The sequence below is a fragment of the Myxococcota bacterium genome (assembly GCA_035498015.1).
Lineage (GTDB): Bacteria > Myxococcota_A > UBA9160 > SZUA-336 > SZUA-336 > VGRW01.
Genome location: DATKAO010000079.1, coordinates 1 through 24936, shown reverse-complemented (window position 1 = coordinate 24936; position 24936 = coordinate 1). Strand labels below are relative to the sequence as shown.

General features: G+C 72.3%; 26 protein-coding genes. 19 read left to right on the top strand and 7 right to left on the bottom strand.

Going from position 1 to position 24936, the window contains the following annotated elements:
* Together VMR86_06265 and VMR86_06260 are read left to right on the top strand one after the other, a co-directional pair.
* A complete protein-coding gene (locus VMR86_06265) occupies nucleotides 1-996 on the top strand; it encodes a DUF4105 domain-containing protein (protein ID HTO06645.1) in 996 nt (331 codons plus the stop codon).
* On the top strand, nucleotides 993-2168 hold the full coding sequence (locus VMR86_06260; GenBank protein ID HTO06644.1) for a hypothetical protein: 1176 nt from the start codon (nucleotides 993-995) through the stop codon (nucleotides 2166-2168). Before VMR86_06265 ends, VMR86_06260 begins: the two co-directional genes overlap by 4 nt.
* 1 nt (nucleotide 2169) lies before the next feature.
* Here VMR86_06260 and npdG read toward each other — a convergent pair whose 3' ends face one another.
* Nucleotides 2170-2847 (bottom strand): NADPH-dependent F420 reductase, encoded by a 678-nt coding sequence (gene npdG, locus VMR86_06255; protein ID HTO06643.1) that lies wholly within the window; start codon nucleotides 2845-2847, stop codon nucleotides 2170-2172.
* Between the two features lie 63 nt (nucleotides 2848-2910).
* Between npdG and VMR86_06250 the strand changes: the two genes are divergently transcribed.
* Genes VMR86_06250 through VMR86_06210 form a run of 9 tightly spaced genes read left to right on the top strand, consistent with a single transcriptional unit; the run spans nucleotide 2911 to nucleotide 11548 of the window.
* The gene (locus VMR86_06250) at nucleotides 2911-3234 is read left to right on the top strand and encodes a DUF971 domain-containing protein (protein ID HTO06642.1); all 324 of its coding nucleotides are present in this window, start codon (nucleotides 2911-2913) and stop codon (nucleotides 3232-3234) included.
* A 22-nt stretch (nucleotides 3235-3256) separates the two neighbouring features.
* The gene (locus tag VMR86_06245; protein HTO06641.1) at nucleotides 3257-4576 is read left to right on the top strand and encodes a M20/M25/M40 family metallo-hydrolase; all 1320 of its coding nucleotides are present in this window, start codon (nucleotides 3257-3259) and stop codon (nucleotides 4574-4576) included.
* Nucleotides 4573-5616: an arginine N-succinyltransferase gene (locus VMR86_06240; protein HTO06640.1), complete on the top strand. Its 1044-nt coding sequence runs from the start codon at nucleotides 4573-4575 to the stop codon at nucleotides 5614-5616. The genes VMR86_06245 and VMR86_06240 overlap by 4 nt, the downstream gene beginning before the upstream one ends.
* Nucleotides 5609-7114: an aldehyde dehydrogenase family protein gene (locus VMR86_06235; GenBank protein HTO06639.1), complete on the top strand. Its 1506-nt coding sequence runs from the start codon at nucleotides 5609-5611 to the stop codon at nucleotides 7112-7114. Before VMR86_06240 ends, VMR86_06235 begins: the two co-directional genes overlap by 8 nt.
* Nucleotides 7111-8010, top strand: a complete 900-nt coding sequence (locus tag VMR86_06230; protein HTO06638.1) for an arginine deiminase-related protein — start codon at nucleotides 7111-7113, stop codon at nucleotides 8008-8010. The genes VMR86_06235 and VMR86_06230 overlap by 4 nt, the downstream gene beginning before the upstream one ends.
* Nucleotide 8011: 1 nt before the next feature.
* Complete coding sequence (locus tag VMR86_06225) at nucleotides 8012-8857, top strand: alpha/beta hydrolase (GenBank protein ID HTO06637.1); 846 nt, start codon at nucleotides 8012-8014, stop codon at nucleotides 8855-8857.
* Nucleotides 8858-8877: 20 nt separating this feature from the next.
* Entirely contained in the window at nucleotides 8878-9642 is a 765-nt protein-coding gene (locus VMR86_06220) for an SDR family oxidoreductase (GenBank protein HTO06636.1), read from the top strand.
* Nucleotides 9642-10340, top strand: coding sequence for a hypothetical protein (locus VMR86_06215; GenBank protein HTO06635.1), 699 nt, complete (start codon nucleotides 9642-9644; stop codon nucleotides 10338-10340). Before VMR86_06220 ends, VMR86_06215 begins: the two co-directional genes overlap by 1 nt.
* A gap of 11 nt (nucleotides 10341-10351) precedes the next feature.
* The gene (locus VMR86_06210) at nucleotides 10352-11548 is read left to right on the top strand and encodes an MFS transporter (protein HTO06634.1); all 1197 of its coding nucleotides are present in this window, start codon (nucleotides 10352-10354) and stop codon (nucleotides 11546-11548) included.
* Here the strand turns inward: VMR86_06210 and VMR86_06205 are convergent.
* The 3 genes from VMR86_06205 to VMR86_06195 are packed head-to-tail and all read right to left on the bottom strand — an operon-like array spanning nucleotide 11545 to nucleotide 13996.
* A complete protein-coding gene (locus tag VMR86_06205; protein ID HTO06633.1) occupies nucleotides 11545-11961 on the bottom strand; it encodes a VOC family protein in 417 nt (138 codons plus the stop codon). The genes VMR86_06210 and VMR86_06205 overlap by 4 nt on opposite strands.
* Entirely contained in the window at nucleotides 11958-12812 is an 855-nt protein-coding gene (locus VMR86_06200) for a helix-turn-helix domain-containing protein (GenBank protein HTO06632.1), read from the bottom strand. The genes VMR86_06205 and VMR86_06200 overlap by 4 nt, the downstream gene beginning before the upstream one ends.
* A gap of 23 nt (nucleotides 12813-12835) precedes the next feature.
* Nucleotides 12836-13996, bottom strand: coding sequence for an amidohydrolase family protein (locus VMR86_06195; GenBank protein ID HTO06631.1), 1161 nt, complete (start codon nucleotides 13994-13996; stop codon nucleotides 12836-12838).
* A 62-nt stretch (nucleotides 13997-14058) separates the two neighbouring features.
* Between VMR86_06195 and VMR86_06190 the strand changes: the two genes are divergently transcribed.
* The 5 genes from VMR86_06190 to VMR86_06170 all read left to right on the top strand — a co-directional run bounded on the left by VMR86_06190 (nucleotide 14059) and on the right by VMR86_06170 (nucleotide 19918).
* Nucleotides 14059-15255 (top strand): MFS transporter, encoded by a 1197-nt coding sequence (locus VMR86_06190; protein ID HTO06630.1) that lies wholly within the window; start codon nucleotides 14059-14061, stop codon nucleotides 15253-15255.
* Nucleotide 15256: 1 nt separating this feature from the next.
* On the top strand, nucleotides 15257-16675 hold the full coding sequence (locus tag VMR86_06185; GenBank protein ID HTO06629.1) for an MFS transporter: 1419 nt from the start codon (nucleotides 15257-15259) through the stop codon (nucleotides 16673-16675).
* Nucleotides 16676-16684: 9 nt separating this feature from the next.
* Nucleotides 16685-17146 carry a (2Fe-2S)-binding protein gene (locus VMR86_06180; protein ID HTO06628.1) on the top strand — a complete coding sequence of 154 codons (462 nt, stop codon included), beginning with the start codon at nucleotides 16685-16687 and terminating at the stop codon, nucleotides 17144-17146.
* A complete protein-coding gene (locus tag VMR86_06175) occupies nucleotides 17143-19293 on the top strand; it encodes a molybdopterin cofactor-binding domain-containing protein (protein ID HTO06627.1) in 2151 nt (716 codons plus the stop codon). Before VMR86_06180 ends, VMR86_06175 begins: the two co-directional genes overlap by 4 nt.
* A 103-nt stretch (nucleotides 19294-19396) precedes the next feature.
* Nucleotides 19397-19918, top strand: a complete 522-nt coding sequence (locus tag VMR86_06170; GenBank protein ID HTO06626.1) for a thermonuclease family protein — start codon at nucleotides 19397-19399, stop codon at nucleotides 19916-19918.
* A gap of 8 nt (nucleotides 19919-19926) precedes the next feature.
* Here VMR86_06170 and rsgA read toward each other — a convergent pair whose 3' ends face one another.
* Genes rsgA through VMR86_06155 form a run of 3 tightly spaced genes read right to left on the bottom strand, consistent with a single transcriptional unit; the run spans nucleotide 19927 to nucleotide 22939 of the window.
* Complete coding sequence (gene rsgA, locus VMR86_06165; GenBank protein HTO06625.1) at nucleotides 19927-20814, bottom strand: ribosome small subunit-dependent GTPase A; 888 nt, start codon at nucleotides 20812-20814, stop codon at nucleotides 19927-19929.
* A complete protein-coding gene (locus VMR86_06160; protein HTO06624.1) occupies nucleotides 20811-21536 on the bottom strand; it encodes a gamma-glutamyl-gamma-aminobutyrate hydrolase family protein in 726 nt (241 codons plus the stop codon). Before VMR86_06160 ends, rsgA begins: the two co-directional genes overlap by 4 nt.
* An 8-nt stretch (nucleotides 21537-21544) precedes the next feature.
* Nucleotides 21545-22939: a glutamine synthetase family protein gene (locus VMR86_06155; protein HTO06623.1), complete on the bottom strand. Its 1395-nt coding sequence runs from the start codon at nucleotides 22937-22939 to the stop codon at nucleotides 21545-21547.
* Between the two features lie 43 nt (nucleotides 22940-22982).
* Between VMR86_06155 and VMR86_06150 the strand changes: the two genes are divergently transcribed.
* The 3 genes from VMR86_06150 to VMR86_06140 form a co-directional block, all read left to right on the top strand.
* Nucleotides 22983-23864 carry an alpha/beta hydrolase gene (locus tag VMR86_06150; protein HTO06622.1) on the top strand — a complete coding sequence of 294 codons (882 nt, stop codon included), beginning with the start codon at nucleotides 22983-22985 and terminating at the stop codon, nucleotides 23862-23864.
* Nucleotides 23865-24299 (top strand): hypothetical protein, encoded by a 435-nt coding sequence (locus VMR86_06145; GenBank protein ID HTO06621.1) that lies wholly within the window; start codon nucleotides 23865-23867, stop codon nucleotides 24297-24299.
* Nucleotides 24300-24348: 49 nt separating this feature from the next.
* The coding region (locus VMR86_06140; protein HTO06620.1) for a CoA transferase at nucleotides 24349-24936 on the top strand (588 nt) is incomplete at its 3' end.

The window sequence follows — 24936 nt, the reverse complement described above, 5'->3', positions numbered from 1 at the left end:
GTGAGTCTCGCGCGTGGAATGGGCCTCGCCCTGCTCACGCCCTTCGTGCTCTTGTTCTGTCTCTGGGCGGGTGCCGCGCTCTGGATCGACGGGCCGGTGGCACGCTCCGTGGCCGGCGCGCTGGTCGCGTTCTTCGCCGTGGCCGCGCTGGCGTGTCTGGCGTTCGTGCGGCCCTACGGCCGCGCGCTGCTCGCGCTGATCCTGATCGGTGTAGCGGTCATGGCCTGGTGGCTGCGCATCCCCCCGCGCAACGACCGCGACTGGCTGCCCGAGGTCGCCAAGACCGCGCACGCGCGCATCGACGGCAGCAAGGTCACGATCGAGAACGTGCGCGACTTCACCTACCGCAGCGACACCGACTTCGACGAGCACTGGGACACGCGCACCTACGACCTCGACAAGCTGCGCGGTATCGACCTGTTCATCTCGTTCTGGGGCCCGACGCTGTACGCGCACACGATCGTGGCCTGGGAGTTCGAGGACTCGCGGCCGCTCGCGATCTCGATCGAGACGCGCAAGGAGAAAGGTGAGTCGTACTCGGCCCTGCTCGGCTTCTTCCGCCAGTACGAGCTCTACTACGTGGTGGCCGACGAGCGCGACGTGATCGGCGTGCGCGACATCGTGCGCGGCGAGCACACCTACCTGTACCGGCTGACCGCGCCGGTGCCGAACGCGAAGCGGCTCCTGCTCGACTATCTCGCCGAGGTGAACGAGCTCGACCAGCACCCGACCTGGTACAACGCGCTCACCCAGAACTGCACCACCACGATCCGCAATCGGGTCATCCACGCGGGCGGCCAGGTGCCGATCTCGTGGAAGATGCTCGCGAACGGCTATCTCGACGGGCTCATGTACCAGCGCGGCTCGCTCGACCGGAGCATGCCGTTCGAGGAGCTGAAGGCGAAGAGCGACGTGACCGAGCGGGCGAAGGCGGCCGGCTTTGCGCCCGACTTTTCCGCCCGGATCCGCGAGGGCCTGCCAGACTATCGGCGATGACTCCGGCGGAGGAGCAGCTCGCGCTCGAGCAGGGCGGGCCGGCCTGGCGCATCTGGCTGCGCACGGGGCTCGCGCCGACCGAGCCGAAGCTCCTGGTGCGGCGGGCGCTGTTGTTCGCGGGCATCTGCTGGCTGCCGCTGCTCGTGCTCTCGGCACGCGACGGGCTCGCCATGGGCGACGCCGTGCGCGTGCCGTTCCTGCGCGACTTCTCGGCCTACGCGCGCTTTCTGTTCGCGGTCGTGCTGCTCGTGCTGGCCGACGCCGCGGTGCCCGCCCGCCTGCGCCGCGTGCTCTTGCAGTTCCGGGAGGCGCGGCTGATTCCGCGCGAGACCGAGCCCGGGTTCGTGGCGATCCTGCAGAAGGCGCGCAGACACGTCGACTCCACGGTCGCGGAGCTCGTGGTGCTCGCGCTGGCCGTACTCGCGGCCTGGTCGTCGGCGCGGCGCGAGCTCGGCAGCGGCATCGCCACCTGGCAGGCGCTGATCGGCGTCGACGGCATGAAGTCACTCACCGTCGCCGGCTGGTGGCACGCGCTGGTCAGCGTGCCGCTGTTCCAGTTCCTTTTCCTGCGCTGGGGCTTTCGTCTTTTGGTCTGGGCGCAGGTGCTGGCGCGCATCTCGCGCCTCGACCTGCGCCTGGTCGCGACCCACCCGGACCGCGCGGCCGGGCTCGGCTTCATGGCGCTCGGCCAGTCTGGCTTCGCGATCCTGGTGCTGGTCGGGTCGGCGTCGCTGGCCTCGGTGCTGGCCGAAGACGTGGTGTACCGCGGCGCCACGCTCCAGTCACTCTATCCGCTGATCGGCGCGTTCGCGCTGCTGGCGCTGGTGTTCGCGCTCGGCCCGCTGCTGGCATTCACCCCGCGGCTGGCCGCGCTGAAGCGCGAGGCGCTCTACGAGTACGGGGCGCTGTCGAGCCGCCACGACGCCGCGTTCCGCGACAAGTGGCTCACCCTGAAAGCCGAAGCGGAGGAGCTCCTCGGCAACGAGGATGCGTCCTCGCTCGCCGATCTCACGACGGGCTACGAGCGCGCGAAGGCGCTGCGCCCGGTGCCGATCGACCTGCAAGCCATCGCGCCGATCATCCTGGCGGCCGCGCTGCCGATGATCCCGCTGATCGCGCTCCAGGTCCCGCTGGTCGACATTTTGAAGGGCCTGGCGCGCGTGCTCATGTGAGTCACACGTAGGTCAGCCGCAGGCCCACGCCCTCGGGCTTCTTCAGCCGGATGTTGATGCCGATCATGAGCGCGGTGAGCTGCTCCACGTAGCGCGCGTTGTACAGCGGCCCGCCGTCGATCGCGCGCGTGCCCGGGATGTCGTCGCACAGCGCCATGATGCGCGCGCGCGGCTCCTTCTCGCCCGAGACGATCACGTCGCACTCGACCGAGTGATCCAGGTCGAGCAGCCGGTGCGCCGCCACGTTCTGGAACGCCGACACGACCGGCACGCCGTCCGGCGCGAGTGACTCGCACAGCTCGGCGCACGAGCCCTGCGACACGCCGATCACGCGCGAGGCCACGTCGCCGATCGCGGCGGCGAGCGGCACGCCCATCGAGACCAGCACCGTGCCTGGCGCGAGCTCGGCCTTCACCGTCTTGATCGTGCCCGCGGTGTGCTCGAAGGGCACCGACAGGATCACGATCCCGCCCCGGACCGCGCGCACCGCGGCTGCGTTCTCGTGGCCCGACACGTCGGCGCCGGGCAGCTTGGCGAGGAGCTCCTTGGCCGCCTCGAGCGCCCGCTCCTCCTTGCGGCTGCCGATGCGCACCGGCCGCCCCGCCTTCGCGAACCGGTACGCCAGGCCCAGGCCCTGCTCGCCCGTGCCGCCCAGGATCGCCACGCCTTCCTTCGCCATTCCGCCCTCCAGTGCCCAGTCGGGGCGAGGATCTTAACTCACGCGTCGGTTAGCTTTCCCGGCATGGACCTCGCCCCCACCGCGATCTCGCAGGCCGGGCCCGACACGCTGCGCATCGTGTGGAAGGACGGCCACGAGAGTCTCTACCCCGTGCGCCTCCTGCGCCTCGCGTGTCGCTGCGCGCACTGCATCGACGAGCACACCGGCCGGCCGCTGCTGCGCGCCGACTCGGTGCCCGCCGACGTGCGCCCGCTGCGCATTTCGGGGGTCGGCCGCTACGCGCTGGCCTTCGCCTGGAGCGACGGTCACGACTCGGGCATCTACACGTTCGAATCACTCCGCGCGCTGTGTCCGTGCTGCGCACGCACGGCTCAAGCGAGCCCCTAGGCACGTCGATGGCAGGGTCGGGATGGCCGACCTAGTCGCTTGGGCGGAGCGGTTCATCGCGACCCCGTCCGAGTCGCGGCTCGGCAACGCGGCGATCGCCGACGCGGCCAGCGAGCTGCTCGCGGAGCTCGGGCTCGACGGCGAGGTCGAGAGCGCGCATGCCGGCGGCGCGACGCACTTCGCCGTGCTGTGCGACGCGGGCGCGGCGGGCGAGGACGGCGTGCTGCTCGTGACTCACCTCGACACGGTGCCGCCGGGCGACGCGGCGGCGTGGACCGCGACCGGCGGCGACCCGTTCCGGCCCACGCGCGAGGGCGACCGGCTGTACGGCCTGGGCTCGGCCGACGCCAAGGTCGACTTCGTGTGCAAGGCCGTGGCGCTGGCGGCCGAGCGCGAGTCACTCGTGCGGCCGGTGCGGCTGGTGGGCACGTTCGGCGAAGAGATCGGCATGCTGGGCGCGCGCTGGCTGGTGGAGACGGGGCTCACCAAGGGCTCGACGCGCGCGCTGGTGGGCGAGCCGTCGCAGCTGGCCGTGGTGCACGCGCACAAGGGCTACGCGGTCTACGAGGCGCGCGTCCGGCTGGAGCGGCTGGACGGCGCGCGGCTGTGGTCGGCTCGTGAAGAGGTGCGCGGCGCGGCCGCGCACTCGAGCGACCCGGCCTTGGGAAAGAACGCGGTGCTCGGCGCGCTGGAGCTCTTGGAGCGGACCCAAGCGCCGGGGATCGGGGCGCTGGCGGGCGGCGGCGCGCTGAACGTGGTGCCGGACCGCTGCGAGATCGAGCTCGCCGTCCGTGACTCCTCGGGCGCGCGCGCGGCCGGACCGGTGTGGAGCGCCGCGCCGCTCCTGCGCTTCCTCACGGCCTGGCGCGAGCTGCAGGCCGGCGCCGCCCGGCGCAGTGACTCGCGTTTCTCCCCGGCGCACAGCGTGGCGAGCCTGGGGCGCGTGGCGCTCGACGGCGACTGCGCGCTGTTCGGCTGCGACGTGCGGCCGATCCCGGGCGACGACGCGGCCGCGCTGGTCGCGCCGCTCGCGCGCGCCGCCGAGCTGCGCGCGGTGCGTGCGAACCCGGCGCTCGCCACCGCGGCCGACGCGCCGCTGGTGCGCGAGCTCCAAGCCGCGCAGCGGGCCGCGGGACTCGCTCCGCGAGTCGAGACCAAGGCCACCTGCACCGAAGCGGGCCTGCTCGCCGCGGCCGGCCTGGAGGCCGTGGTGCTGGGGCCGGGGCGCTCGATCGGCAACGTGCACAAGCCCAACGAGCACACGAGCCTGGCGCAGCTACACCAGGCGGTGTCGCTCTACCGTGCGGCGCTCGCGCGGCTCGCGGGCCGGGGGCCGGCATGACCTTCCTGTTGCGCGCGGCACGCGTCGACGACCTGGCCGCCATCCTCGAGCTGGCGCGCTATCTCGACAGCCCGAACCTGCCCCACGACGAAGCGTTCGTGCGCCGGCGGCTGGAGCGCTCGGAGCGCGCCTTCCGCGCGCCCGGCCCGCCCCACGCCGAGCGCGAGTACCAGTTCGCGCTGGTCGACGAGGGCGAGCGGGTCGTGGGCACGTGCGCGGTGCTGTCGAAGCACGGCACGCCCGACATGCCCCACCTGTATCTGCGGGTGGGCGAGGAGACGCGCCACTCGCCGAGCACCGGCGTGCGCGTCACGCACACCACGCTCCAGCTCGGCGCGTCGCGCGACGGCCCGACCGAGCTCGGGTCACTCATCCTGCACCCCGACGCGCGCCGGCGCCCCGGCTGGCCCGGCAAGCTCCTGTCGTGGGGGCGCTTCGCGTACATCGCGCGCCACCGCTCGAGCTTCGAGCCGCGCATCCTGGCCGAGATGCGCGCGGCGATCGACACGCACGGCCGCAGCGCCTTCTGGGACGCGTTCGGCAAGCGCTTCACCGGTATGAGTTACAACGAGGCCGACCACCGCAGCGCCGGCGACAAGAGCTTCATCCTGGACCTGTTTCCCGACACGCCGTTCTACGCCTCGCTGCTCGACGCCGAGGTCGCGGCGCAGCTCGGCCAGGTGCACGAGGAGACCGTGCCCGCGCTGCGGCTGCTCGAGGCGGCCGGGCTGGCGTGGATCGACGAGATCGACCCGTTCGACGGCGGGCCGTTCGTGAGCGCCGAGACCGCGCGAATCACTCCGCTGCGCGAGACGGCGCGCGGCGTGCTGGCGGAAGGCGCGCCGCCCGAAGGTGCCGCCCCGGCGATCATCGCCACCGAGGAGCACGGCGCGTTCCGCGCCGTGGCGGCGCCCGCGCTGCGCACCGGTGCCGAGGTGCGCATCGGCAAGGAGGCGCGCGAGCGCCTGCAGCTCGCCACCGGTGAGGAGGTCACGCTGACTCCGCTGCCGCGCTCCGCCCGAGGGGCGAGCGGTGGCTGAGCACGCTCCGTTCGAGGTCCTGGGCGACCTGGTCGACGGCCGGCTCGCGCCGCCCGCGCAGCCCGACGGCGAGCTCGAGTCGCGGGACCCGGGAGACACGCGCGAGTCACTGGGCGCGTTCCCGTTCGCCGCCGAATCGGTCGAGCGCGCGGTCGCGTCAGCGCGCCGGGCCTGGCCCGCCTGGCGCGACGCCGAGCCCGCCGCGCGCGCCGCCGCGCTGGGCCGCTTCTGCGCGGCGCTGGCCGCCGAGCAGGAGCGCTTCGCGCGGGTGATCGCCGCCGAGGTGGGCAAGCCCTTGTGGGAGGCGCGCACCGAGGTCGCGGCCATGCTCGCGAAGTTCGACATCACGCTGACTCAGGGCCTCGAGCTCGTGGCCGAGCGCAGCCTCGAGCTCGGCGCCGGACAGGTCGGGCGCTGGCGCGCGGTGGCGCGCGGCGTGTTCGGCGTGCTGGGCCCGTTCAACTTTCCGGGTCACTTGATGCACGGTCACGTGGTGCCGGCGCTCGCGACCGGGAACTGCGTGGTGCTGAAGCCGTCCGAGAAGACGCCTGCGGTCGCGCAGCTCTACGCCGAGCTCGCGCACCGCGCCGCGTTTCCGCCCGGCGTGCTCCAGGTGGTGCAGGGCGACGCCTCGATCGGCGCGCGCATCGCCGCGCATCCGGCGCTCGACGGCGTGCTGTTCACCGGCTCGTACGCCGCGGGCCGGCGCATCGCGCAGGCCACGGCCGACCAGCCGTGGAAGCTCCTGGCGCTCGAGCTGGGCGGCAAGAACGGAGTGCTGGTGTGCGCCGACGCCGACCTCGACGCGGCCGCGAGCGCGATCGTCTTCGGCGCGTGCGTGACCTCGGGTCAGCGCTGCAGCTCGACCAGCCGCATCTTCGCCGAGCGGGCCGTCGCCGACTCACTCGCCGAGCGGCTGGTGCGGCTGTTCCGCGGCATCGCGATCGGTCACTCGAGTGACCCGGGCGCGTTCATGGGACCCGTGATCAACGCCGCGGCGCGCCAGCGCCACGCGCAGCTGCTCGACTGGGCGCGCAGCGACGGGGCCGAGCTGCTCGCGCCCGGCGGGCCGGTCGACGGTCCGCGGCCCGGTCACTACGTGCGGCCGAGCCTGCACCGGCTGCGCGCCACGCGCCGCGACAGCCGCTACCAGCGGGAGGAGCACTTCGTGCCCGACGCGTTCCTCGTGCCGGTCGACTCGGTCGAGGCGGGGCTGGCCGAGCTCGACGCCAGCGACTACGGGCTGGTCGCCGCCGTGTTCACGCGCTCGCGCGCGACCTACGAGCGCGCCGCGCGCACGGTGCGCGTGGGCTGCCTCAACTGGAACGCGCCGAGCGTGGGCGCGTCGTCGAAGCTGCCCTTCGGCGGCATCAAGCACAGCGGCAACGATCGGCCGGCCGGCGTGGCCTCGACGCTCTACACGACCTACGCGCAGGCGAACCTCGAGCTCGCGGAGCCCGGCGCGCCCGCGAAATACCCGGGCTTCCCGAGCCCGTGAGTCACGTCGTGCTGATGGGCGACCCGGCGCACTTCGCCGTGGTCGGCGGCGCCAACCCGCACACCCGCGACAAGTACGGCCGGCGCAAAGCGGTCGACCGCGCGCTCGCGATCCGGCAGTGGGGCGCCATGCGCGAGCAGCTGCTCGCGCTGGGGCTCGAGGTCGAAGTGATTCCGCCCGATCCAGCGCACCCGGGGCTGGTGTATCCTGCCAATGCGGGCTTTCGCGACGGAGACGTGTTCGTGCTGTCGAATCTGACTCCCACGCGCGCCGGAGAGAAGCCCGCCTACCGCGCCGCCGTGACTCGCCGCGGCCTGCCCGCCGCCGAGATCCGCGCGCGCTTCGAGGGCGAGGCCGACCTGTTTCCCGCCGGCGACGCGTTCCTGTTCACCCACGGCCGGATCCGCCGCCAGCGCTTCGTGCCCCGCCTCGGCTGGCCGCCGTGGAAGCGCGTGTACGGCTTCCGCAGTCAGCCCGAGGCGCTGGCCGAGATCGAGGCCGTGCGGCCGCTGGGCCGGCCCGTGCTCCGGGTGGAGCTGGTCGACGAGCGCTACTACCACGGCGACACCTGCCTGTGTTCGTTCGGGCCGGGCCGCCGACACCTGCTCGTGTACCCGCCGGCGGTCCGTGCCGAGTCACTGGCCGAGCTGCGCCGGCGCTTCGGCGCCCGCCTGGTCGAGATCGGCGACGCCGACGCCGCGATCTACGCCGCGAACTCGTTCGCGCTCGAGCGCGCGGGCGAGCCGCTCCTGGTCATGCCGCGCGGGGTCTCGGCGGAGCTGGCGGCGGCCGTGCGCGCCACCGGCACGCGCGTGATCGAGGCCGACGTATCCGAGTTCCACAAGAAGGGCGGCGGCTCGGTGAAGTGCATGATCGGGGACCTGGGCGAGCTCTGACTTGGGCCCGATCGCCGTGCGCCGCTGGGGCAGCGACGGACCGCAGGTCGCGCTCCTGCACGGCGGACCCGGTGCGGCAGGTGACCTGGCCGATCTGGCGCGCGCGCTCGCGCCGCGCTTCCAGGTGCTCGAGCCGCTGCAGCGCCGGAGCGGCGAGACGGCGCTCACGGTCGCGCGCCACGTCGCCGACCTGGCCGAGGTGCTGCCCGGGCCCATGCACGTGGTGGGTCACTCGTGGGGCGCCATGCTCGGTCTCTCGTTCGCAGCGGCGCACCCGGGGCTCGTGACCTCGCTCTGTCTCGTGGGCTGTGGCACGTACGACGCGGCGACGCGCGCCGTCTACGCGCGGCGCAGCCAGTCGCGCATGACCGCCGCGCAGCGCGCGGAGCTCGCCGAGCTGCAGGGCGGGCTCGCCAGCGCGCGCGACCGCACGGCGCGTGACGCGCTCTCGTGGCGCGCCGGCCAGCTGTTCAGCGCCGTGTACGGCGTCGATCTCCTGCCGAGGGAGCCCGGCGACGAGCCGCTGTGGGTCGACTCGGGCGGCGAGGCCGAGACCTGGCCCGACGTGCTGCGCCTGCAGGCCGAAGGCGTCGAGCCCGCCGCGTTCTCGGCGATCCGCGCGCCGGTGCGCATGCTGCACGGCGACGACGACCCGCACCCCGGCCCGATGATCCGCGACCTGCTCGCCCGCCACGTCGCGGACCTCTCGTATCTCGGCTTCCCGCGCTGCGGCCACGACCCGTGGCGCGAGAGACACGCGCGCGAGCCGTTCCTGCGCGCGCTCGAGGAGTGGCTCCGGCGGGGGTCCTCGCGCCGGGAAGACGGCACGCCGCTTGGGGTATTCTGAGCGCCTTCGGGAGAAACGACGTGAGCGAGATCGAGCAGCTGTTCGACCTGTCCGGAAAGATCGCCCTCGTGACCGGTGGCAGCCGCGGGCTGGGGCGCGAGATGGTGCTCGCCTTCGCGCGCGCGGGCGCCGACGTGGTGATCGCCAGCCGCAAGCTCGACGCGTGCGAGGCCACCGCCAAGGAGGTCGAGCGCGAGACCGGCCGGCGCGCCGTGCCGCTCGCCGCGCACATGGGCAAGTGGGGCGAGGTCGAGTCACTGGCCGAGCGCGCCTACGCGGCGGTGGGCCGGATCGACGTGCTGGTGAACAACGCCGGCATGTCGCTGCTCTACGACCGGGTCGCGAACGTGTCCGAGAGCATGTGGGACAAGGTCGTCGACCTGAACCTGAAGGGCCCGTTCCGACTCACTGCGCTGGTGGGCACGCGCATGGCCGAAGGCGCGGGCGGCTCGATCATCAACGTGTCGAGCGTGGCCGCGATCCACCCCACGCCCAACGTGCTGCCCTACGCGGCCGCGAAGGCCGGGCTGAACGCGCTCACGGTGGGCTTCGCGGCGGCGTTCGGGCCCAAGGTGCGCGTGAACTGCATCATGGCCGGGCCGTTCCTGACCGACATCTCGAAGGCCTGGGACATGAAGTCCTTCGAGAAGCAGGCGCAGCAGACGATCGCCCTGCGGCGCGCGGGCCGGCCGAACGAGATCATCGGCACGGCGCTGTACTTCGCCTCCGATGCCTCGAGCTACACCACCGGCGCGGTGCTGCCCGTGCACGGCGGCCAGACCTGATGCCCGGCGACTCACTCGTCCTGCGAGTCACCCACAAGACGCCCGAGCCGCGCGACGAGCCCGTGCCCACGGGTCACGTGTGGCTCGAGCAGGGGCCGCAGCGCGCGCTGCTGCTCACGCCCAGTGAGATCGACCCGGCCCGCCAATACCCGCTGGTGACCGTGCTGCACGGCGCCGGCCGCCAGGACGAGATGCTCGCCAAGGCGGTGCGCGACGAGCCGGACCGCCGCCAGGCGTTCTTCCTGGTGCCGCGCTCGCTCCTGCCGACCTGGGATCTGATCGCGAGCTCCGAGCGCCCCGACCTCGACTTTCTCGAGTACGCCTACGATCTGATCTACCGCCGCTACCCGATCGACCCGGCGCGCCAGGCGCTGCTCGGCTACTCCGACGGCGCGAGCTACGCGCTCTCGGTCGGTCTCTCGAACCCGCTCTTGTTCCGCGCGCTCATGGCCTGGGCGGCGGGCTTCATCGCGCTCGAGCCCGGCTTCGACCCCGACGCCGCGCGCAAGCCCGAGCTGCTGCTCGAGTACGGCACCCACGACCCGATCTTCCCGTTCGAGCACGTGGCGCTGCCCATGCGCGCGAACCTCGAGCGCGCCGGCTACTCGGTCGAATGGCGCGTCGATCAGGGCGGCAAGCACTGGCCCTCGCCCGACTTCCTGCCCGAAGCGCTGGACTGGTTCTTCGCGCTCCGGTAACCAACCCGGCCGTGTCGGGGCGCACGGCGAGTCAGCGCAGCTTCCGCTGGATGTTGGTCTACCAGGTCACTCAGCGCACGCCGCTCTTCTGGCCGTACATGTTCCACTTCACGACCGCGGTGCGCGGGCTGCCGGCTTCGGACTTCGGCCTGTTGAAGTCGATCTACTACTTCGGCGTGATGGCGATCGACGTGCCGTTCGGCGTAGTCGCGGACCGCGTCGGCCGGCGGGTGACCCTGGCGCTGGGCGCCCTCGCGAACGCGCTCTGCTGCGCGCTCTACGCGTTCGGGCGTGGCTTCGCGGTCTATGCGCTCGCCGAGCTGTGCGCGGCCTGCGGCACGGCGCTGCAGAGTGGCGCGGACTCGGCGCTGGTGTATGACTCATTCGCCGCCGACGGGCGCGCGCACGAGTTCACGCGCGCACGCGGGGCCATGGAGTCGGTGGGTCTGGCGGGCGCCGCGCTGGCCTTGCCGCTCTCCGGGCTGCTGGTCACGGCGGACGGCGATCCGTCCGCGACCTACGCGGTCACGGGCCTGATCAACCTTGGGGGTGTCGCCGCCGCGCTGGCTTTGCGCGAGGCGCCGGTGCGCTCGCGAAGGCAGCTGCGTGCGCACGTGAGCGACACGCTGCGCGACGTGGCGCGAACGCCGGGCATCGCCGCGGTCCTGGCCTTCAGCGCGCTCGTGTTCCTCGGGCTGCGCGCGGCGAACGCGCTGGTCTGGAACCCGGTTCTGGAAGCCGCCGGCTTGCCGCTGCGCAGCTTCGGAGCGCTGACGGCCGTGACCGGGGTGCTGGCGGCGCTCAGCGCCTGGCGGGCGCACGCCTGGCGCGAGCGGATCGGCGAGCGCTCGTTGCTGCTGGTCTGCTCGGGCTCGGTCACTGCCATGTATCTGCTGCTGCCGCTCGCGCACGGCGTGCCGGCGGCGCTCCTTCTCATGACTCACGGCTTCGCGCTCGGCCTGGCTCCGGTGCTGCTGGTCGAGCTCCTGAACCGCCGCATCGCGAGCTCGGAGCGGCGCGCCACCTTGCTGAGCTTCGAGTCACTCGTGCAGCGCGGCACGTACGGCGTGGTCGTGTACTTCGCCTCGGCCGCGCTCGGAAGGGGCCCCCTCTCGTCGGTGCTGCTCGGCTTCGCCGCGACCAGCGCGGCGGCGCTGGCGCTGGCGCCGTGGCTGGCGCGCGCACCGGGGCGCGACCGGGCGGCCTAGACGCCGGGCGGGCGCGAGCGCCTGGCTTCGTCCACCGGACTCTGGAAGCCCACGGTGTTCCCGTCCGGGTCCTCGACCTCGGCGTAGCGCGAGCCCCAGAACGCGTCGTGCGGGGCCAGGTGACTCGCGTAGCCGGCGGAGATGAGTCGCGCGTGGATGCGGTCGACGTCGGCGCGGCTCTCGACGTCGAACTGCAGGCTGTTCGTCGGGCCGCCGCGCGGCTCGCGGAAGCCGGGATCGTAGCCGCGCGTGAGCTCGAACGTGCCGAAGGCGAGGTGCACGTCCTTGCCGACCGCGGTGCTCGCGAACACGCCTCCTGGCTCGGGCTCGGGAAGCGAGAGACCGAGCAGCCGGTAGAACGCCAGGGACCGGGCGAGATCGCGCACGTACAGGTGGACGCCGGCGAACTTCATGACTCGTAGGATAGGAGCTCGTCCAGCTCGTAGTCTTGAAGAAATGGCAGCTCCTCGGCGAGCCAAGCGCGCGGGCTCATGCCGCCGAGCGCGACCCACTCGCGGGTCAGATGACTCTGGTCGGCGTAGCCGCAGTCTGCGGCGACCGCGGCCAGGCTGGGCCGGCGCCCGGGTCGCGCGAGCAGCGCGCAGGCGTGCTCCCAGCGCACGACGCGCGCGGCGAGCTTGGGCGCGAGCCCGACCTCGCGGCGGAAGCGCTCGGTCAGGTGGCGGCGGCTCCAGCCGAGCTCGCGCGCGAGCCCGTCGATGGCAAGGGCGCCCTTCGCAGCGAGCAGCCGGCGCCAGGCCCAGGCGACCTCGCGCGGGGGCTCGACGGGCTCGAGCTTGCGCGCGAGCACGTCGTCGAGCGCCGCGAAGCGGCCCGGCCAGTCGGGCGCGTCGGCCAGGCGCTCCTCGAGCTCGCGCGCCCGGGGACCGAGCAGGTCGGAGAGCGCCACCACGCGCTGGGCGAGCGCTTCGGCGGGTACACCGAGCAGTGTACGGGCGCCGAGCGGCGTCAGGAACGCGTGCAGCACCCGGGTCGTGCCATCGTCGCGGACGCGCGCGGGCGCCGTGTGCAGGCCCGCGGCGAAGGACTGGAAGCGCCCCGGGCGCTGCAGCCCGTGCGGCATGGCCGCGATATCGATCGGCGGACCGAAGCTCACGATCAGTGTCACGTGACGCGACGGCGTGGCGGCGTGCTCGCGGGGCGCGAAGTCGGAGCGGCTCGTGCCGCCGTAGTGCCTGACGAAGGGCCGCAGCTCGGCCCGCGGTGCCGCCGAGGCGTGGTCCTGGCGCGCGCTGCGACTCACTGCGCAAGCATACACCCGGGGCGTCAGGCGCGATACGCGATCCTGCCGCGCGCCAGCACGAGTAGCGGGCGCAGCAACGCGCCCAGGTCCTCGAGCGGGTTGCCATCGACCACCAGCAGGTCGGCGGCGAGGCCGGGAGTGAGTCGACCGGTCTCGCGCTCGAGGTCGAGCGCGCGCGCCGCCTCGGAGGTCGCGCTGCGCAGGGTCTCGAGCGGAGTGAGCCGCGCCAGGCGCGCGAAGATCGGCAGGGCCTCGGGCAGCCGGTGATGTGCCACGTTGGGAATGCCCGCATCGGTCGAGGCCACGAAGCGCGCACCGGCGCGGCGCAGCCCCGCGTAGACCTCGCCCATCCGGGTGGCGAACTTCGACGGCTCGCCGCGTTCGTCGAAGAAGCGACCGAAGCCGGTGTTCACCGTGGGCGAGACCCAGGCCCCGGCGCGCGCGACCTCGGCGATCACCTCGGGATCGGGCGCGGCGCCGAAGCCCGACTCACTCGCGAACGAGCAGTGCTCGATCGTGCGCACGCCGGCGCGCGCGGCGCGCAGGATGCCCTCGGTGCCGTGACAGTGCGCGGCGGTGTGCCGGCCGTGCGCGCGCGCCTCCGCGACCGCGGCGTCGAGCTCGGCCTGCTCGAACTGAGACATCGCCGGGGTCGTGCCCTTGGTGAGCACGCCGCCCGTCGCCATGACCTTGATCCAGTCCGCGCCCGCCTCGACCTGGCGCCGCACCACCGCGCGCAGCTCGTCGGCACCGTTCGCCTCGCCGCCCCAGTACCAGCAGTGACCCTGGGGCGAAGTCAGCGGCTGGCCCGCGCACAGGAGCCGCGGGCCGATCACTTCAGCGCGCGCGATCCGGTCGCGCAGCGCGAGCGCGCCGAAGTCGGGGCCGCCGAGGTCGCGCGCGGTGGTGATTCCCGCGGCCGCCATGGCACGCGCGCGGACCGCCATCGCCTCGACCGAGTCCGAGCTGCCGTCCTGCGCAGCCTCGCGGCGCTCGGGGTCGAGCGCCAGGTGCACGTGCGCATCGCACAGCCCCGGCAGCGCCACCGCGCCCGCGAGGTCGATGCGCTCGCGCTCCGCCGCGCCGCGCTCGGCCAGCCGGCCGGCGGTGACGAACAAGCTTCCCGGGCGCAGCGCATCACTCACTCCGTCCCAGATGCGCAGGCCCGAGAGCTCGAGGTCCATCGGCGCCATGGTATGCGGTCCGCTCGCCAAACGCCGCGCGAGTCGATATACCCCCTCGTCCCTTGGCCGCGGAACCGATCACCCCCCTGCCTGCCTCCCTGCCCGCGCGCATTCCTCCGCAGCTCGGCGTGCTGATGACCGCCGTGATCAGCTTCGGCTTCGCGCACTCGGCGTACTTCCTGCTGCCGAAGTATCTCGAGCTCGAGCTACACGCCGATCCGGCGCAGATCGGCACCTACATGTCGGCCATGTGGTTCACGAACGTGGCGGTCGTGCCGTTCGCGGGCCTGTGGATCGACCGCGCGGGCCGGCGGCCGTTCGCCTATCTCGGAGCGGCGGTGCTGCTGGCCGCGTGTCTGGGCTTTCTCGCGGTCGACCGACTGGGGCCGCTCTTGCTGGCGCTGCGCATCGCGCACGGCGTCGCGTTCACGTTCTTCTTCGTCGCCACGCAGACGCTCGCGGCCGACCTGTCGCCGCCCGAGAAGCTGGGACAGGTGCTGGGCTACTACGGCTCCGGCTTCGTGATCACGAACGCCGCCGCGCCGGCGGCGGCCGAGTGGCTGGCGGGACGCGCCGGCTGGAGCGCGGTGTTCGCCGCCACCGCCGCTCTGTCACTCGTTCCGCTCGTGCTGCTCGCCTTCGTGCGCGAGCACCGCCCGCTGCGCCACGAACACGCTGCGCCGGCTCCGGGCATCCTCGAGACGCTTCTGCGGCCCGGCTTCCCGCGCGTGCTCGCGACCAGCGCGCTCGCGGGAGTCACGTTCGCGGCCGCCTTCACCTTCCACCAGCCGTTCGCGCTGTCGCTCGGGATCGAGCGCGTGTCGGATTTCTTCGTGGCCTACTCGATCACGGCCATGCTGGTGCGCGGCCCGCTCGGGGCCGTGGCCGACCGCGCGGGGCGCGTGCGAGTCACAGGAGTCTCGCTCTGCATCTACGCGGCGGCCGCGTTCGCCATGACGCAGCTCGCGTCGCTCGGGCTGGTGGTCACCGGCATGGCCTTCGGGGCCGCGCACGGACTCTTCTACCCGGCGCTGAACGCCTTCGCGCTCGAGAACGCCTCGGCCGACGTGCGCGCCAAGGTCACGGCGCTGTTCAACGGCGCCTTCAACGTGGGCTTCTCGTGCGGCAGTCTCGGCCTGGGCTTCGTGGCGCACGGGGCCGGTTACACGCGCCTCTACGCGCTCGGCGGAGTATGCTCGCTGGCGGCGCTCGCCGTGCTCCCCCGCACGCGCGCCTCGCAGGCGCCAGGAAGGGAGTGACTTGAGCGCCAGCGCGACGGAGTCGGCTCGGCCCCTGGCCGTGACCGGAGTCCCCGCTGCGTCGACGCTCGGACAGTGGAGCTGGGCGCTGTTCGAGTGGGCGCGCAATCCCTACGTCATCCTGGTCACGATCTACCTGTTCGCACCGTACTTCACCAACCACGTGGTGGGTGACCCGGTGAAGGGCCAGGTGGTCTGGGGCGCGATCAACGGCTGGAGCGGGATTGCGACCGCGATCTTCGCGCCGATCCTGGGCGCGATCGCCGACTCGGGCGGGCGCCGCAAGCCGTGGATCGCCTTCTTCGTGTGCGTGATGGCGCCGACCAGCTGGTTTCTGTGGTACGCGCTGCCCGGCGGGGCGGGTCTCTCGATCGGCTGGATCGCGTTCATGTTGATCGCGAACTCGGCCGCGTTCGAATACTCGGCCGTGTTTCACAACGCGATGCTGCCTTCGATCGCGCCGCACGCGCGCGTGGGCTTCCTCTCGGGGCTGGGGCTCGCCGCCGGAAACGCGTCGTCGCTCTTGATCCTGGTGTTCATGCTCTGGGCGTTCTCGCTGCCGGGTCACGTGGACTGGTCGATCGTGCCCAAGCAGGCGCTGTTCGGGCTCGACACGGCCGCGTTCCAGCAGGACCGGATCACCGGCCCGATCGCCGCGGTCTGGCTGCTCTTGTTCGGTGTGCCGCTGTTCCTGTTCACGCCCGACCGAGCGCGCGGGTCACTCGGCCCGCTGGCCGCGGTCCAGGCCGGCTTCCGCCAGCTCTGGCACACGATCCAGGAGCTGCGCCGCTACCGGAACGTGGCCACGTATCTCGTGGCGCGCATGATCTACAACGACGGCAAGACCGCGGTGCTGGTGTTCGGCGGAGTGTACGCTTCGGGCGTGTTCGGCTGGGACTCACTCACCATGACCGTGTTCGGCATCGTGCTGTCGATCTTCGCCGTGGTGGGGGGCTTGATCGGCGGCTGGCTCGACGACACCTTCGGCAGCAAGCGCGCGATCCTGATCTCGATCGGCGGCACCTCGCTCGGGCTGATCCTGGCCGTGTCGATGACTCCCGACGAGCTGTTCTTCTTCGTGCCCTGGGACCGTGCGGCGCCCAAGATCTGGAGTCTGCCGTTCTTCGCGACCGTGCCGGAGCTCCTGTATATCGGCGTGGTGACCCTGATCGCGGTGTTCATCACGGCGGCCTACGCCAACTCGCGCACCATGCTGGCGCGCATCGCGCCGCCCGAGATGATGACCGAGTTCTTCGGCATCTACTCACTCTCGGGCACGTCGGTGGCGTGGATCGGCTCGTTCACCGTGCGCTGGTTCACCGAGGCGTTCTCGAGTCAGCGCATCGGCTTCGCGTCGATCCTCATCTTCCTGGTGGTCGGACTGGTCGGCATGCTGTTCGTGCGCGAGGAGAGAGCGTAAGCTGGCGCCATGCGCCTGCGCGTGAACGGCCAGCTGCGAGACCTGGAAGGCGTCGACCCCTCGACGCCGCTGTTGTGGGTGCTGCGCGAGTCTCTGGGACTCACCGGCGCGAAGTACGGCTGCGGGCTGGAGCAGTGCGGCGCGTGCGCGGTGCTGTGCGACGGGCGCAAGGTGCTGTCGTGCACGGCGCCCCTGGATTCGTTCGCGGGCAAGGAGATCACCACGATCGAAGGGCTGGCTGCCGGCGGCGCGCTCGACCCGCTGCAGCGCGCGTTCGTGACCGAGCAGGCGGCGCAGTGCGGCTACTGCGTGCCGGGCATCGTGATCGCGGCCCGGGCCCTGCTCTCGGAGACGCCCGCACCGAGTGACTCGCAGGTGCGCGCCGCGCTGTCGAAGCACCTGTGCCGCTGCGGCACGCATCCGCGCATGCTGCGCGCGGTGCGCCGGGCGATCGCGGAGCAGGCGCGGTGATCCCGCCCAGCCTGCAGCGCAATTCCGACCTCGACACCTGGCTGCGCATCCAGACCGACGGCACGGTCACCGTGTACACGGGCAAGGTCGAGCTGGGTCAGGGCATCAAGACCGCGCTCGCGCGCATCGCGGCCGAGGAGCTCGACGTGTCTCTCGCGCGCATCCGCATGCGCATGGCCGACACGGCCGACGGCCCGAACGAGCTCTACACCGTGGGCAGCAACTCGCTCGAGGAGAGCGGCACGGCGCTCCGGCTGGCCGCGGCCGAGGCGCGCGCGCACCTGCTCGAGCTCGCCTCGGCGCGGCTCGGCGTGCCGGCGCTCGGGCTCGAGGTCGACGACGGGCGCGTGACCGCCCCCGGGCTCGACGCCGAGACCAACTACTTCGAGCTGTTCGGCGGCCGCCGCTTCGAGCGCAAGGTGAGCGGCGCGGCGCGGCCCAAGGACCCGGGCCGCTACCGGCTGCTGGGCCGGCGCGGGCCGCGCATCGACCTCGAGTCACTGGTCACGGGCGCCGCGGTGTTCGTGCAGGACCTGCGGCTGCCGGGCATGGTGCACGCGCGCGTGGTGCGGCCGCCGCGGCCGGGCGCTCGGCTCGAGTCGCTCGACGACTCGGACGTGACTCGCATGCCGGGCGTGCTGCGCGTGCTGCGCGACGGCAGCTTCGTGGCGGTCGCGGCCCGCAGCTCGGTCCAGGCCATCGCCGCCGCCGAGCGTCTGCGCCGCGCGGCCCGCTGGTCGGGCGGGATGCAGCTTCCCGTCCAGTCGGCGCTCTATGAGGGCATGCGCGCCGCGGAGGCCAAGAGCTTCCCGGTGATCGAGGGCAGCGCGGTCGACGAGCCGCTCGCCGCGCACGCCCGGCCCGCTGGCGCCGCCACCACGCTGCGCGCGAGCTACACCCGCCCGTTCACGATGCACGCTTCGATCGGGCCATCGGCGGCGCTGGCGCACGAGGTCGACGGGTCACTCACCATCTGGACTCACACGCAGGGGGTTTCGATCCTGCGCCTGGCCATCGCGCAGGCGCTCCGGCTTCCGGCCGAGAAGCTGCGGCTCGTTCACGTCGAGGGACCGGGCTGCTACGGCCACAACGGCGCCGACGACGCGGCATTCGACGCGGCGCTGGTGGCGCGCGCGCTGCCGGGCACGCCCGTCCACCTGCAGTGGAGCCGCGAGGACGAGCACGCCTGGGAGCCGTACGGCTCGGCGATGGTGGTCGACCTGGAGGCGAGCCTCGACGACCTGGGCCTGGTCGTGGACTGGAGTCACGAGACGCGCAGTCACACGCACATGAACCGCGCGATCCCGTACAGCGAGCGCACCTCGGGGCTGATCGCGGCCTGGCACCGCGAGCCTCCGATGACTCCGCCCGTGCCGCGCCCCGCGCTCGCGCACCACGCGGGCATCCACCGCAACGCGGACCCTTTGTACTCGTTCGCGCAGCGGCGCGTGGTGAAACACTTCCTGCCGGGCGCTCCATTCCGGACCTCGGCGCTGCGCGCGCTCGGCGCCTACGCGAACGTGTTCGCGCTCGAGTCGTTCGTCGACGAGGTCGCGCTCGCCGCGCGCGTCGATCCGGTGGAGTTCCGCCTGCGCCACCTCGACGACCCGCGCGCGCGCGACGTGATTCGCGCCGCCGCCGAGCGGCTCGGCTGGCGTGCGGCCGCGCGGCCATCGCGCGGCGGGCGCGGCCGCGGGCTCGCGTTCGCGCGCTACAAGAATCAGAAGAGCTGGTGCGCCGTGGGGGTCGAGCTCTGGGTCGACGACCAGACGGCCGAGATCCGGCTCGAGCGCGCGGTGATCGCCGCGGACGCCGGCCAGGTCGTCGACCCCGACGGACTCAGCAACCAGCTCGAGGGCGGCTTCGTGCAGGCCGCGAGCTGGGCGCTCCACGAAGAGGTACGCTTCGACCGCGAGCGAGTCACGAGCGTCGACTGGGACAGCTATCCGATCCTGCGCTTCGACGAGGTGCCCGAGATCGAGACCGTGCTCGTCGACCGGCCCGGCCAGCCGTGGCTGGGCGCGGGCGAGGCGTCACAGGGTCCCACCGCCGCCGCGATCGCCAACGCGGTCTTCGACGCCACGGGCTTGCGCGTGCGCGACCTGCCGCTGACTCCCGAGCGGCTGCGCGCGGCCGCAGGGGGCTAGCCGCAGCGAACGCGCGTCACTGCCTGCGAACGCTGCGCTGGCGGGCTGCGGGACGCGCGCAGCGGGCGCCCCGCCCGGCACCCGGCTTGCTCTACGGCCCTGCATGACCCAGCGAAACTTTCGGATGCTCCTGGTGGCGGTGGCTGCGCTCGCCTCCTTCACCTTCCCGTCACGCGCGGCCCACGCACAGTCGAATCAAACTCGCATCGGCCCGTGCCTGGCCGTGCGCGTGGTCGACGGCGAGTCCGCCGACCTACAGTGCGGCCGGCGCGAGCTCGCGGTGAGGCTGCGGAACGTGGCTGCGCCGCGCCCCGGCCAGGCGGGCTACTCCGAAGCCGTGCGCGCGCTCCGCGAGCTGCTGCGCCAGCGCGCGGTGTACGTGGTACCCGAGACACCCGGCGAGCTGCCGCTCGACGCGAACGGGCGCGCTCTGGCCTATCTGGTCGATCGCTCGGGCGCGAACCTGAACGTGGTGTACGTGCTGCTCGGCTGGGCGACCTACTCCGAGGACGGCGGCCCGAGCCACCTGGAGCGCAGCTTCCGCCTGGCCGAAGCGGATGCCCGCAACGACCGGCGCGCGCTGTGGTCGACCTGGAGTGTCTCGGCGGGCGGCACCGATCGGTGACTCATGAGCTACCGATGCTCAGACTCCTCCAGCAGCCGGTGGTAGCTCGCGAGCCGCGCCGGGCGGAGCCGCTTCTCCTCGACCGCGCGGCGCACCGCGCAGTCGGGCTCGGCGCGGTGGCGGCAGTCGCGGAAGCGGCAGCCCGCCGAGAGCAGCGCGATGTCGGGATACACCACGCCGAGTGAGTCGGGGTCGATCGGGCCCGTGCCGATCTCGCGCACGCCGGGCGTGTCGATCACCACGGCGCCGTTGGCGAGCCGCAGGTACGCGGCGCGCGAAGTCGTGTGCCGGCCGCGGTCCCACTTGGCGCTGATCTCGCCGGTCTCAAGCCGGAGCTCCGGCTCCAGCGCGTTCAAGAGCGAGCTCTTTCCGACCCCCGAGTGACCCGCGAACACGGTGACTCCCGCGGCCAGCGCGGCGCGCAGGCCGTCGAGGCCCGTGGCCCGTGCGGCCGACACCGCGTAGAGCGGCACGATGCCTTCGTAGGCGCGCACGTCCTCGCCGGGCTCGGCGTGCTCGCCCAGGAGGTCGAGCTTGTTCACCACCAACAGCGCCTCCAGCCCGCCCGCGTGGGCCGCGAGCAGAAAGCGATCGACGGCACCCGAGCGGAAGGGCGGGCTCGCGACCGAAGTCACGATCGCCAGCCGGTCCACGTTGGCCGCGATCACCTGCGGCTTCGGCCGGCCGAACGAGCGCAGGCGCGCGAGCTGCGTGCGGCGCGGCAGCACGTCGACCAGCACGCCCTTCGCGGGATCGAACGTGACCTGATCCCCGACCGCGAGCGCGAGCTCGCGGTGGGCATTCGCGCCCGACAGCCGCAGGCGCTGCAGGCGGTCGCCCTCGACGACCTCGACCGCGCCGCGCAGGACGGTGATCACCGTGCCTTCGGTGGTCACCGCCCTCGTGCCCGCTCGACCAGCGCCTCGAAGACGCGGGCCTGCCGGGGGTCCTCCGCGGCCTGCATCTCGGGGTGCCACTGCACGCCGAGCGCGAACGGGTGACCCTCGAGTGACACGGCCTCGATCACGCCGTCGGGCGCGTATGCCATGGGCCGCAGGCCCTTGCCGAGCGTGCGCACGGCCTGGTGGTGCCAGGAGCACACCGGGAGCTCCGACTCGCGGAAGATCTCGCCGAACGCGCCCGCGCGCTCGATGCGCACTGGATGGGTCGTAGGCACCCGCGGCGGCAGCCGGTGCGCCACGGCCTCGCCGAACTCGTCGGGCACGTGCGGCGTGAGGTCGCCGCCCAGGGCGATGTTCATGATCTGCATGCCGCGGCAGATGCCGAGCACCGGGAACGGCGGGCGCTCGAGCGCGGCGCGCACCAGCTCGAGCTCGAACGAGTCACGCGCGGGATTCACCATGTAGATGGTCTCGTGCCCGCGGCCGCCGTAGACGTCGGGCGCGATGTCTCCGCCGCCCGCTACGACCAGGCCATCGAGGATCTCGAGCAGCTCGCGCGCCGGCAGCGCGCTCGCGGCGAGCAGCACCGGCGTGCCGCCCGCGGCCACCACCGCGTTCACGTAGCCGGTGGGCAGCGAGATCAGCGCCAGGTCGCCCTCGCTGGGCGCCGCCGGTCCGTAAGTCGTGATTCCGATCGTCGGCCGGCGCGCGCCCATCTCGCCAGTCAGATGCGCTCGAAGTAGCGCGCGCGCTCCCAGGTCGTGACTGCCGCGTCGAACTTGCGCTTCTCGACCCGCGCGAAGTGGAGATAGTGCTCGACCACATCGTCGCCGAAGGCCTTGCGCAGGAAGGTCGAGCCTTCGGCCGCGGCGATCGCCTCGCCCAGGCTGCGCGGCACCTGCGGCAGGCCTTCCGCGGTGTACAGGTTGCCCTCGAACATCTTGGGCGGCTCGAGCTTGCGCTCGATGCCCTCGAGCCCGGCCGCGAGCAGCGCCGCGAACGCGAGATACGGGTTCGCGTCGGCGCCTGGAATGCGGCACTCGCTGCGCAGGCTCTTGCCCTGACCCACGATGCGGAAGCCGGCGGTGCGGTTGTCGACCGACCAGCCGATCGCGGTGGGCGCGAACGTGCCCTCGACGAAGCGCTTGTAGCTGTTCACGGTGGGCGCGAGAAAGAGCGCGATCTCGCGCGCGTGCGCCAAGAGACCCGCGAGCCAGTGCCGGAACAGCGGCGCTGCGCGCAGCTGACTCCCGGGCAGCGGGTCGTCGCCCGCGAACTGGTTCGCCGAGAGCGCGCGGTCCCAGAGACTCGTATGCACGTGCATGCTGTTGCCCGCCATCTCGGCGTGCCACTTGGCCATGAACGTGATCGCCAGGCCGAGACCGGCCGCGATCTCCTTGCACGCGTTCTTGTAGACCACGTGCCGGTCGGCCATCTCCACGAGCTCGCAGTAGCGCAGGTTGATCTCCTGCTGGCCCGGGCCCCACTCACCCTTCGAGAACTCGACCGGCACGCCCGAGTTGTCGAGGTGGTGCCGGATCGCGCCGTTCAGCGCCTCGATCTTCGTGCCCTGCAGGATGTGGTAGTCCTCGACGTATCTCCCGAACGTGTCGAGCTTGTCGTAGCCCTTGTCGTGCGCGCTCTCGAAGGTCTCCTTGAAGGCGAAGAACTCGAGCTCGGAGGCGCCCATGGCCACGAAGCCCAGCTCGTGCGCGCGCTCCATCTGGCGGCGCAGCACGTTGCGCGGCGCGACCGACACGAGCTCTCCGCTGTCCTCGTCGAACACGTCGCACAGCACGAGCGCGCTCTTCTCGAGCCAGGTCGCGCGCCGCAGGGTGTTCCAGTCCACCTTGCACAGCACGTCGCCGTAGCCCTTGTCCCACGACGTGAACGCGTAGCCGGGCGTCGGGTCCATCTCCATGTCGCACGCGAAGAGATAGTCGCAGACGTGCATGCCGTGCTCGGCGGTCTCGGCGAGAAAGAAGCGACCCGTGATGCGTTTGCCGACGAGCCGGCCGTACAGGTCAGGAACGACGGTCACGACCGTCTCGATCTCGCCCGCGTGGATCGCTTCTTCGAGCTCGGCCCTGGAGAGTCGACCCGGAATGTTGGTTCCCATCCTCGGCACGATCGGAAGCTACAACATCTGGCATGATCGGGGCATGACGCACGAACTGCAGGGCCCCGCTTCGCAGCACTATTTCTCGCACCGGCTGCGGCTGCACTACGTGGATTGGGGCAACGAGGCCGCGCCGCCGCTCCTGCTCGTGCACGGCGGGCGCGACCACTGCCGCAACTGGGACTGGGTGGCGGAGGAGCTGCGGCGCGACTGGCACGTGCTGGCGCCCGACCTGCGCGGACATGGCGACTCACAGTGGGTCACCGGCGCCAACTACGGGATGATCGACTACGTGTACGACGTCGCGCAGCTCATCCACCAGAAGAACCTGGCGCCGCTGACCATCATCGGTCACTCGCTGGGCGGGTCGGTCTCGCTGTCGTACACGGGCATCTATCCCGACCGCGTGAAGAAGCTGGTGGCGATCGAGGGCCTGGGGCCGCCGCCCGCGATGATCGCCGAGCGCTCGAAGCTGGGCATCCACGAGCGCATGCGCGAGTGGATCGGCCAGATGCGCCAGCTCGCGGGCCGCTCGCCGCGCCGCTACGCCTCGATCGAGGAGGCCTACGCGCGCATGCAGGAAGAGAACCCGCACCTCTCGCCCGAGCGCGCCAGACACCTGACCGTGCACGGCGTGAACCAGAACGAAGACGGCACCTACTCCTGGAAGTTCGACAACTACGTGCGCGCCTTCTCGCCCTACGCGTTCAACTCGGAGGAGGCGCAGTCGCTCTGGCGGCGCATCACCTGTCCCACGCTGCTCGTGCGCGGCACGGAGAGCTGGGCCAGCGATCCCACGAAGGACGGCCGCGCCGGCTTCTTCCAGAATGCCGAGGTGGTGAACGTGGAGAAGGCGGGTCACTGGGTGCACCACGACCAGCTCGAGAAGTTCCTGGAGGTCGTGAAGGCGTTTCTCGCGCGCTAGATGCGGGATGACCAGGCCCTCATCGACGTGTTCATCGCGCAGGCGGGAGCGCCACTCACCGAATTTGCGGAGCGTCACGAATTCGGAGAGCCGACCTCCATCGTAGATCGACGCATCTCTCAGGTGCGGATCATGCTGAAGAAGAGAGAGATCGCTGTCGAGGTGAGCTACGACTATCGCGAGGGTGACATCGAGCTGTTTGTCGCACGACTCGAGAACGGCGAAGTCCCTGAAGGTTGGATGGTCGACGCGCGGGGCCGCCGCTTCCGCTTCCGCGTGCTCGAGCTGCTGCTGGCTCGAGGCGTCAGAAGTCTCGGTCTCGAGCCGAAGGGGAGCGAATCGCTCGAAGAGCGCTACCGTCGCATCGTTGCGAGGTTCTTGTCGCTGATCGAAGAGCACATTCCCGAGGTGCTCGACGGTTTCTTGCCGGGTTGATCGGACGATCAAGATTGACTGCCGCCGACGAGGGCGCGAAGGTCGGCGCATGAGCACGGCGGCGGACGCGCTGCACGAGATCTGGCGGCTGGGCGGCGGCGATCCCGCGGCGCTCCCACGCGTGTCACTCGCGGGCGACGATCCCGTATTGCCGTCGACCTTCCGCGTCGGCGCGTTCGCACAGGCGACGATCGCCGCGGCCGGGCTGGCCGCCGCCGAGATCTGGCGGCTGCGCACGGGCCGCGCGCAGCGCGTCGCCGTCGACATGCGCGCCGCGGCGATCGAGTTCCGCAGCGAGCGCTACCTGCGGGTCACGAGCATCGACACCCCGCCCATGTGGGACCCGATCGCCGGCGTGTACCGCACGGGCGACGGCCGCTTCGTGCGCCTGCACACGAACTTCCCGCACCACCGGCGCGCGGTGGTGAGTCTGCTCGGCGCGAGTGACACGCGCGAGTCGGTCCAGGAGAAGCTCGCGGGCTGGAAGGGCGAGGATTTCGAGACCGCCGCGGCGGGCGCCGGCGCGGTGGCGGCGATGATGCGCAGCCCGGAGGAGTGGGCCGCGCACCCGCAGGGGCGCGCGCTGGCGGCGCTGCCCGCGTTCGAGATCGAGCGCATCGGCGACGCGGCCCCGCGC

Coding starts and splice junctions, on each gene's coding strand:
- VMR86_06150 (HTO06622.1), top strand. CDS start 22,983: ATGACGCACGAACTGCAGGGCCCCGCTTCGCAGCACTATTTCTCGCAC.
- VMR86_06245 (HTO06641.1), top strand. CDS start 3,257: ATGGCCGACCTAGTCGCTTGGGCGGAGCGGTTCATCGCGACCCCGTCC.
- VMR86_06155 (HTO06623.1), bottom strand. CDS start 22,939: ATGGGAACCAACATTCCGGGTCGACTCTCCAGGGCCGAGCTCGAAGAA.
- VMR86_06260 (HTO06644.1), top strand. CDS start 993: ATGACTCCGGCGGAGGAGCAGCTCGCGCTCGAGCAGGGCGGGCCGGCC.
- VMR86_06145 (HTO06621.1), top strand. CDS start 23,865: ATGCGGGATGACCAGGCCCTCATCGACGTGTTCATCGCGCAGGCGGGA.
- npdG (HTO06643.1), bottom strand. CDS start 2,847: ATGGCGAAGGAAGGCGTGGCGATCCTGGGCGGCACGGGCGAGCAGGGC.
- VMR86_06180 (HTO06628.1), top strand. CDS start 16,685: ATGCGCCTGCGCGTGAACGGCCAGCTGCGAGACCTGGAAGGCGTCGAC.
- VMR86_06250 (HTO06642.1), top strand. CDS start 2,911: ATGGACCTCGCCCCCACCGCGATCTCGCAGGCCGGGCCCGACACGCTG.
- VMR86_06240 (HTO06640.1), top strand. CDS start 4,573: ATGACCTTCCTGTTGCGCGCGGCACGCGTCGACGACCTGGCCGCCATC.
- VMR86_06195 (HTO06631.1), bottom strand. CDS start 13,996: ATGGACCTCGAGCTCTCGGGCCTGCGCATCTGGGACGGAGTGAGTGAT.
- VMR86_06170 (HTO06626.1), top strand. CDS start 19,397: ATGACCCAGCGAAACTTTCGGATGCTCCTGGTGGCGGTGGCTGCGCTC.
- VMR86_06205 (HTO06633.1), bottom strand. CDS start 11,961: ATGAAGTTCGCCGGCGTCCACCTGTACGTGCGCGATCTCGCCCGGTCC.
- VMR86_06215 (HTO06635.1), top strand. CDS start 9,642: ATGCCCGGCGACTCACTCGTCCTGCGAGTCACCCACAAGACGCCCGAG.
- VMR86_06160 (HTO06624.1), bottom strand. CDS start 21,536: ATGGGCGCGCGCCGGCCGACGATCGGAATCACGACTTACGGACCGGCG.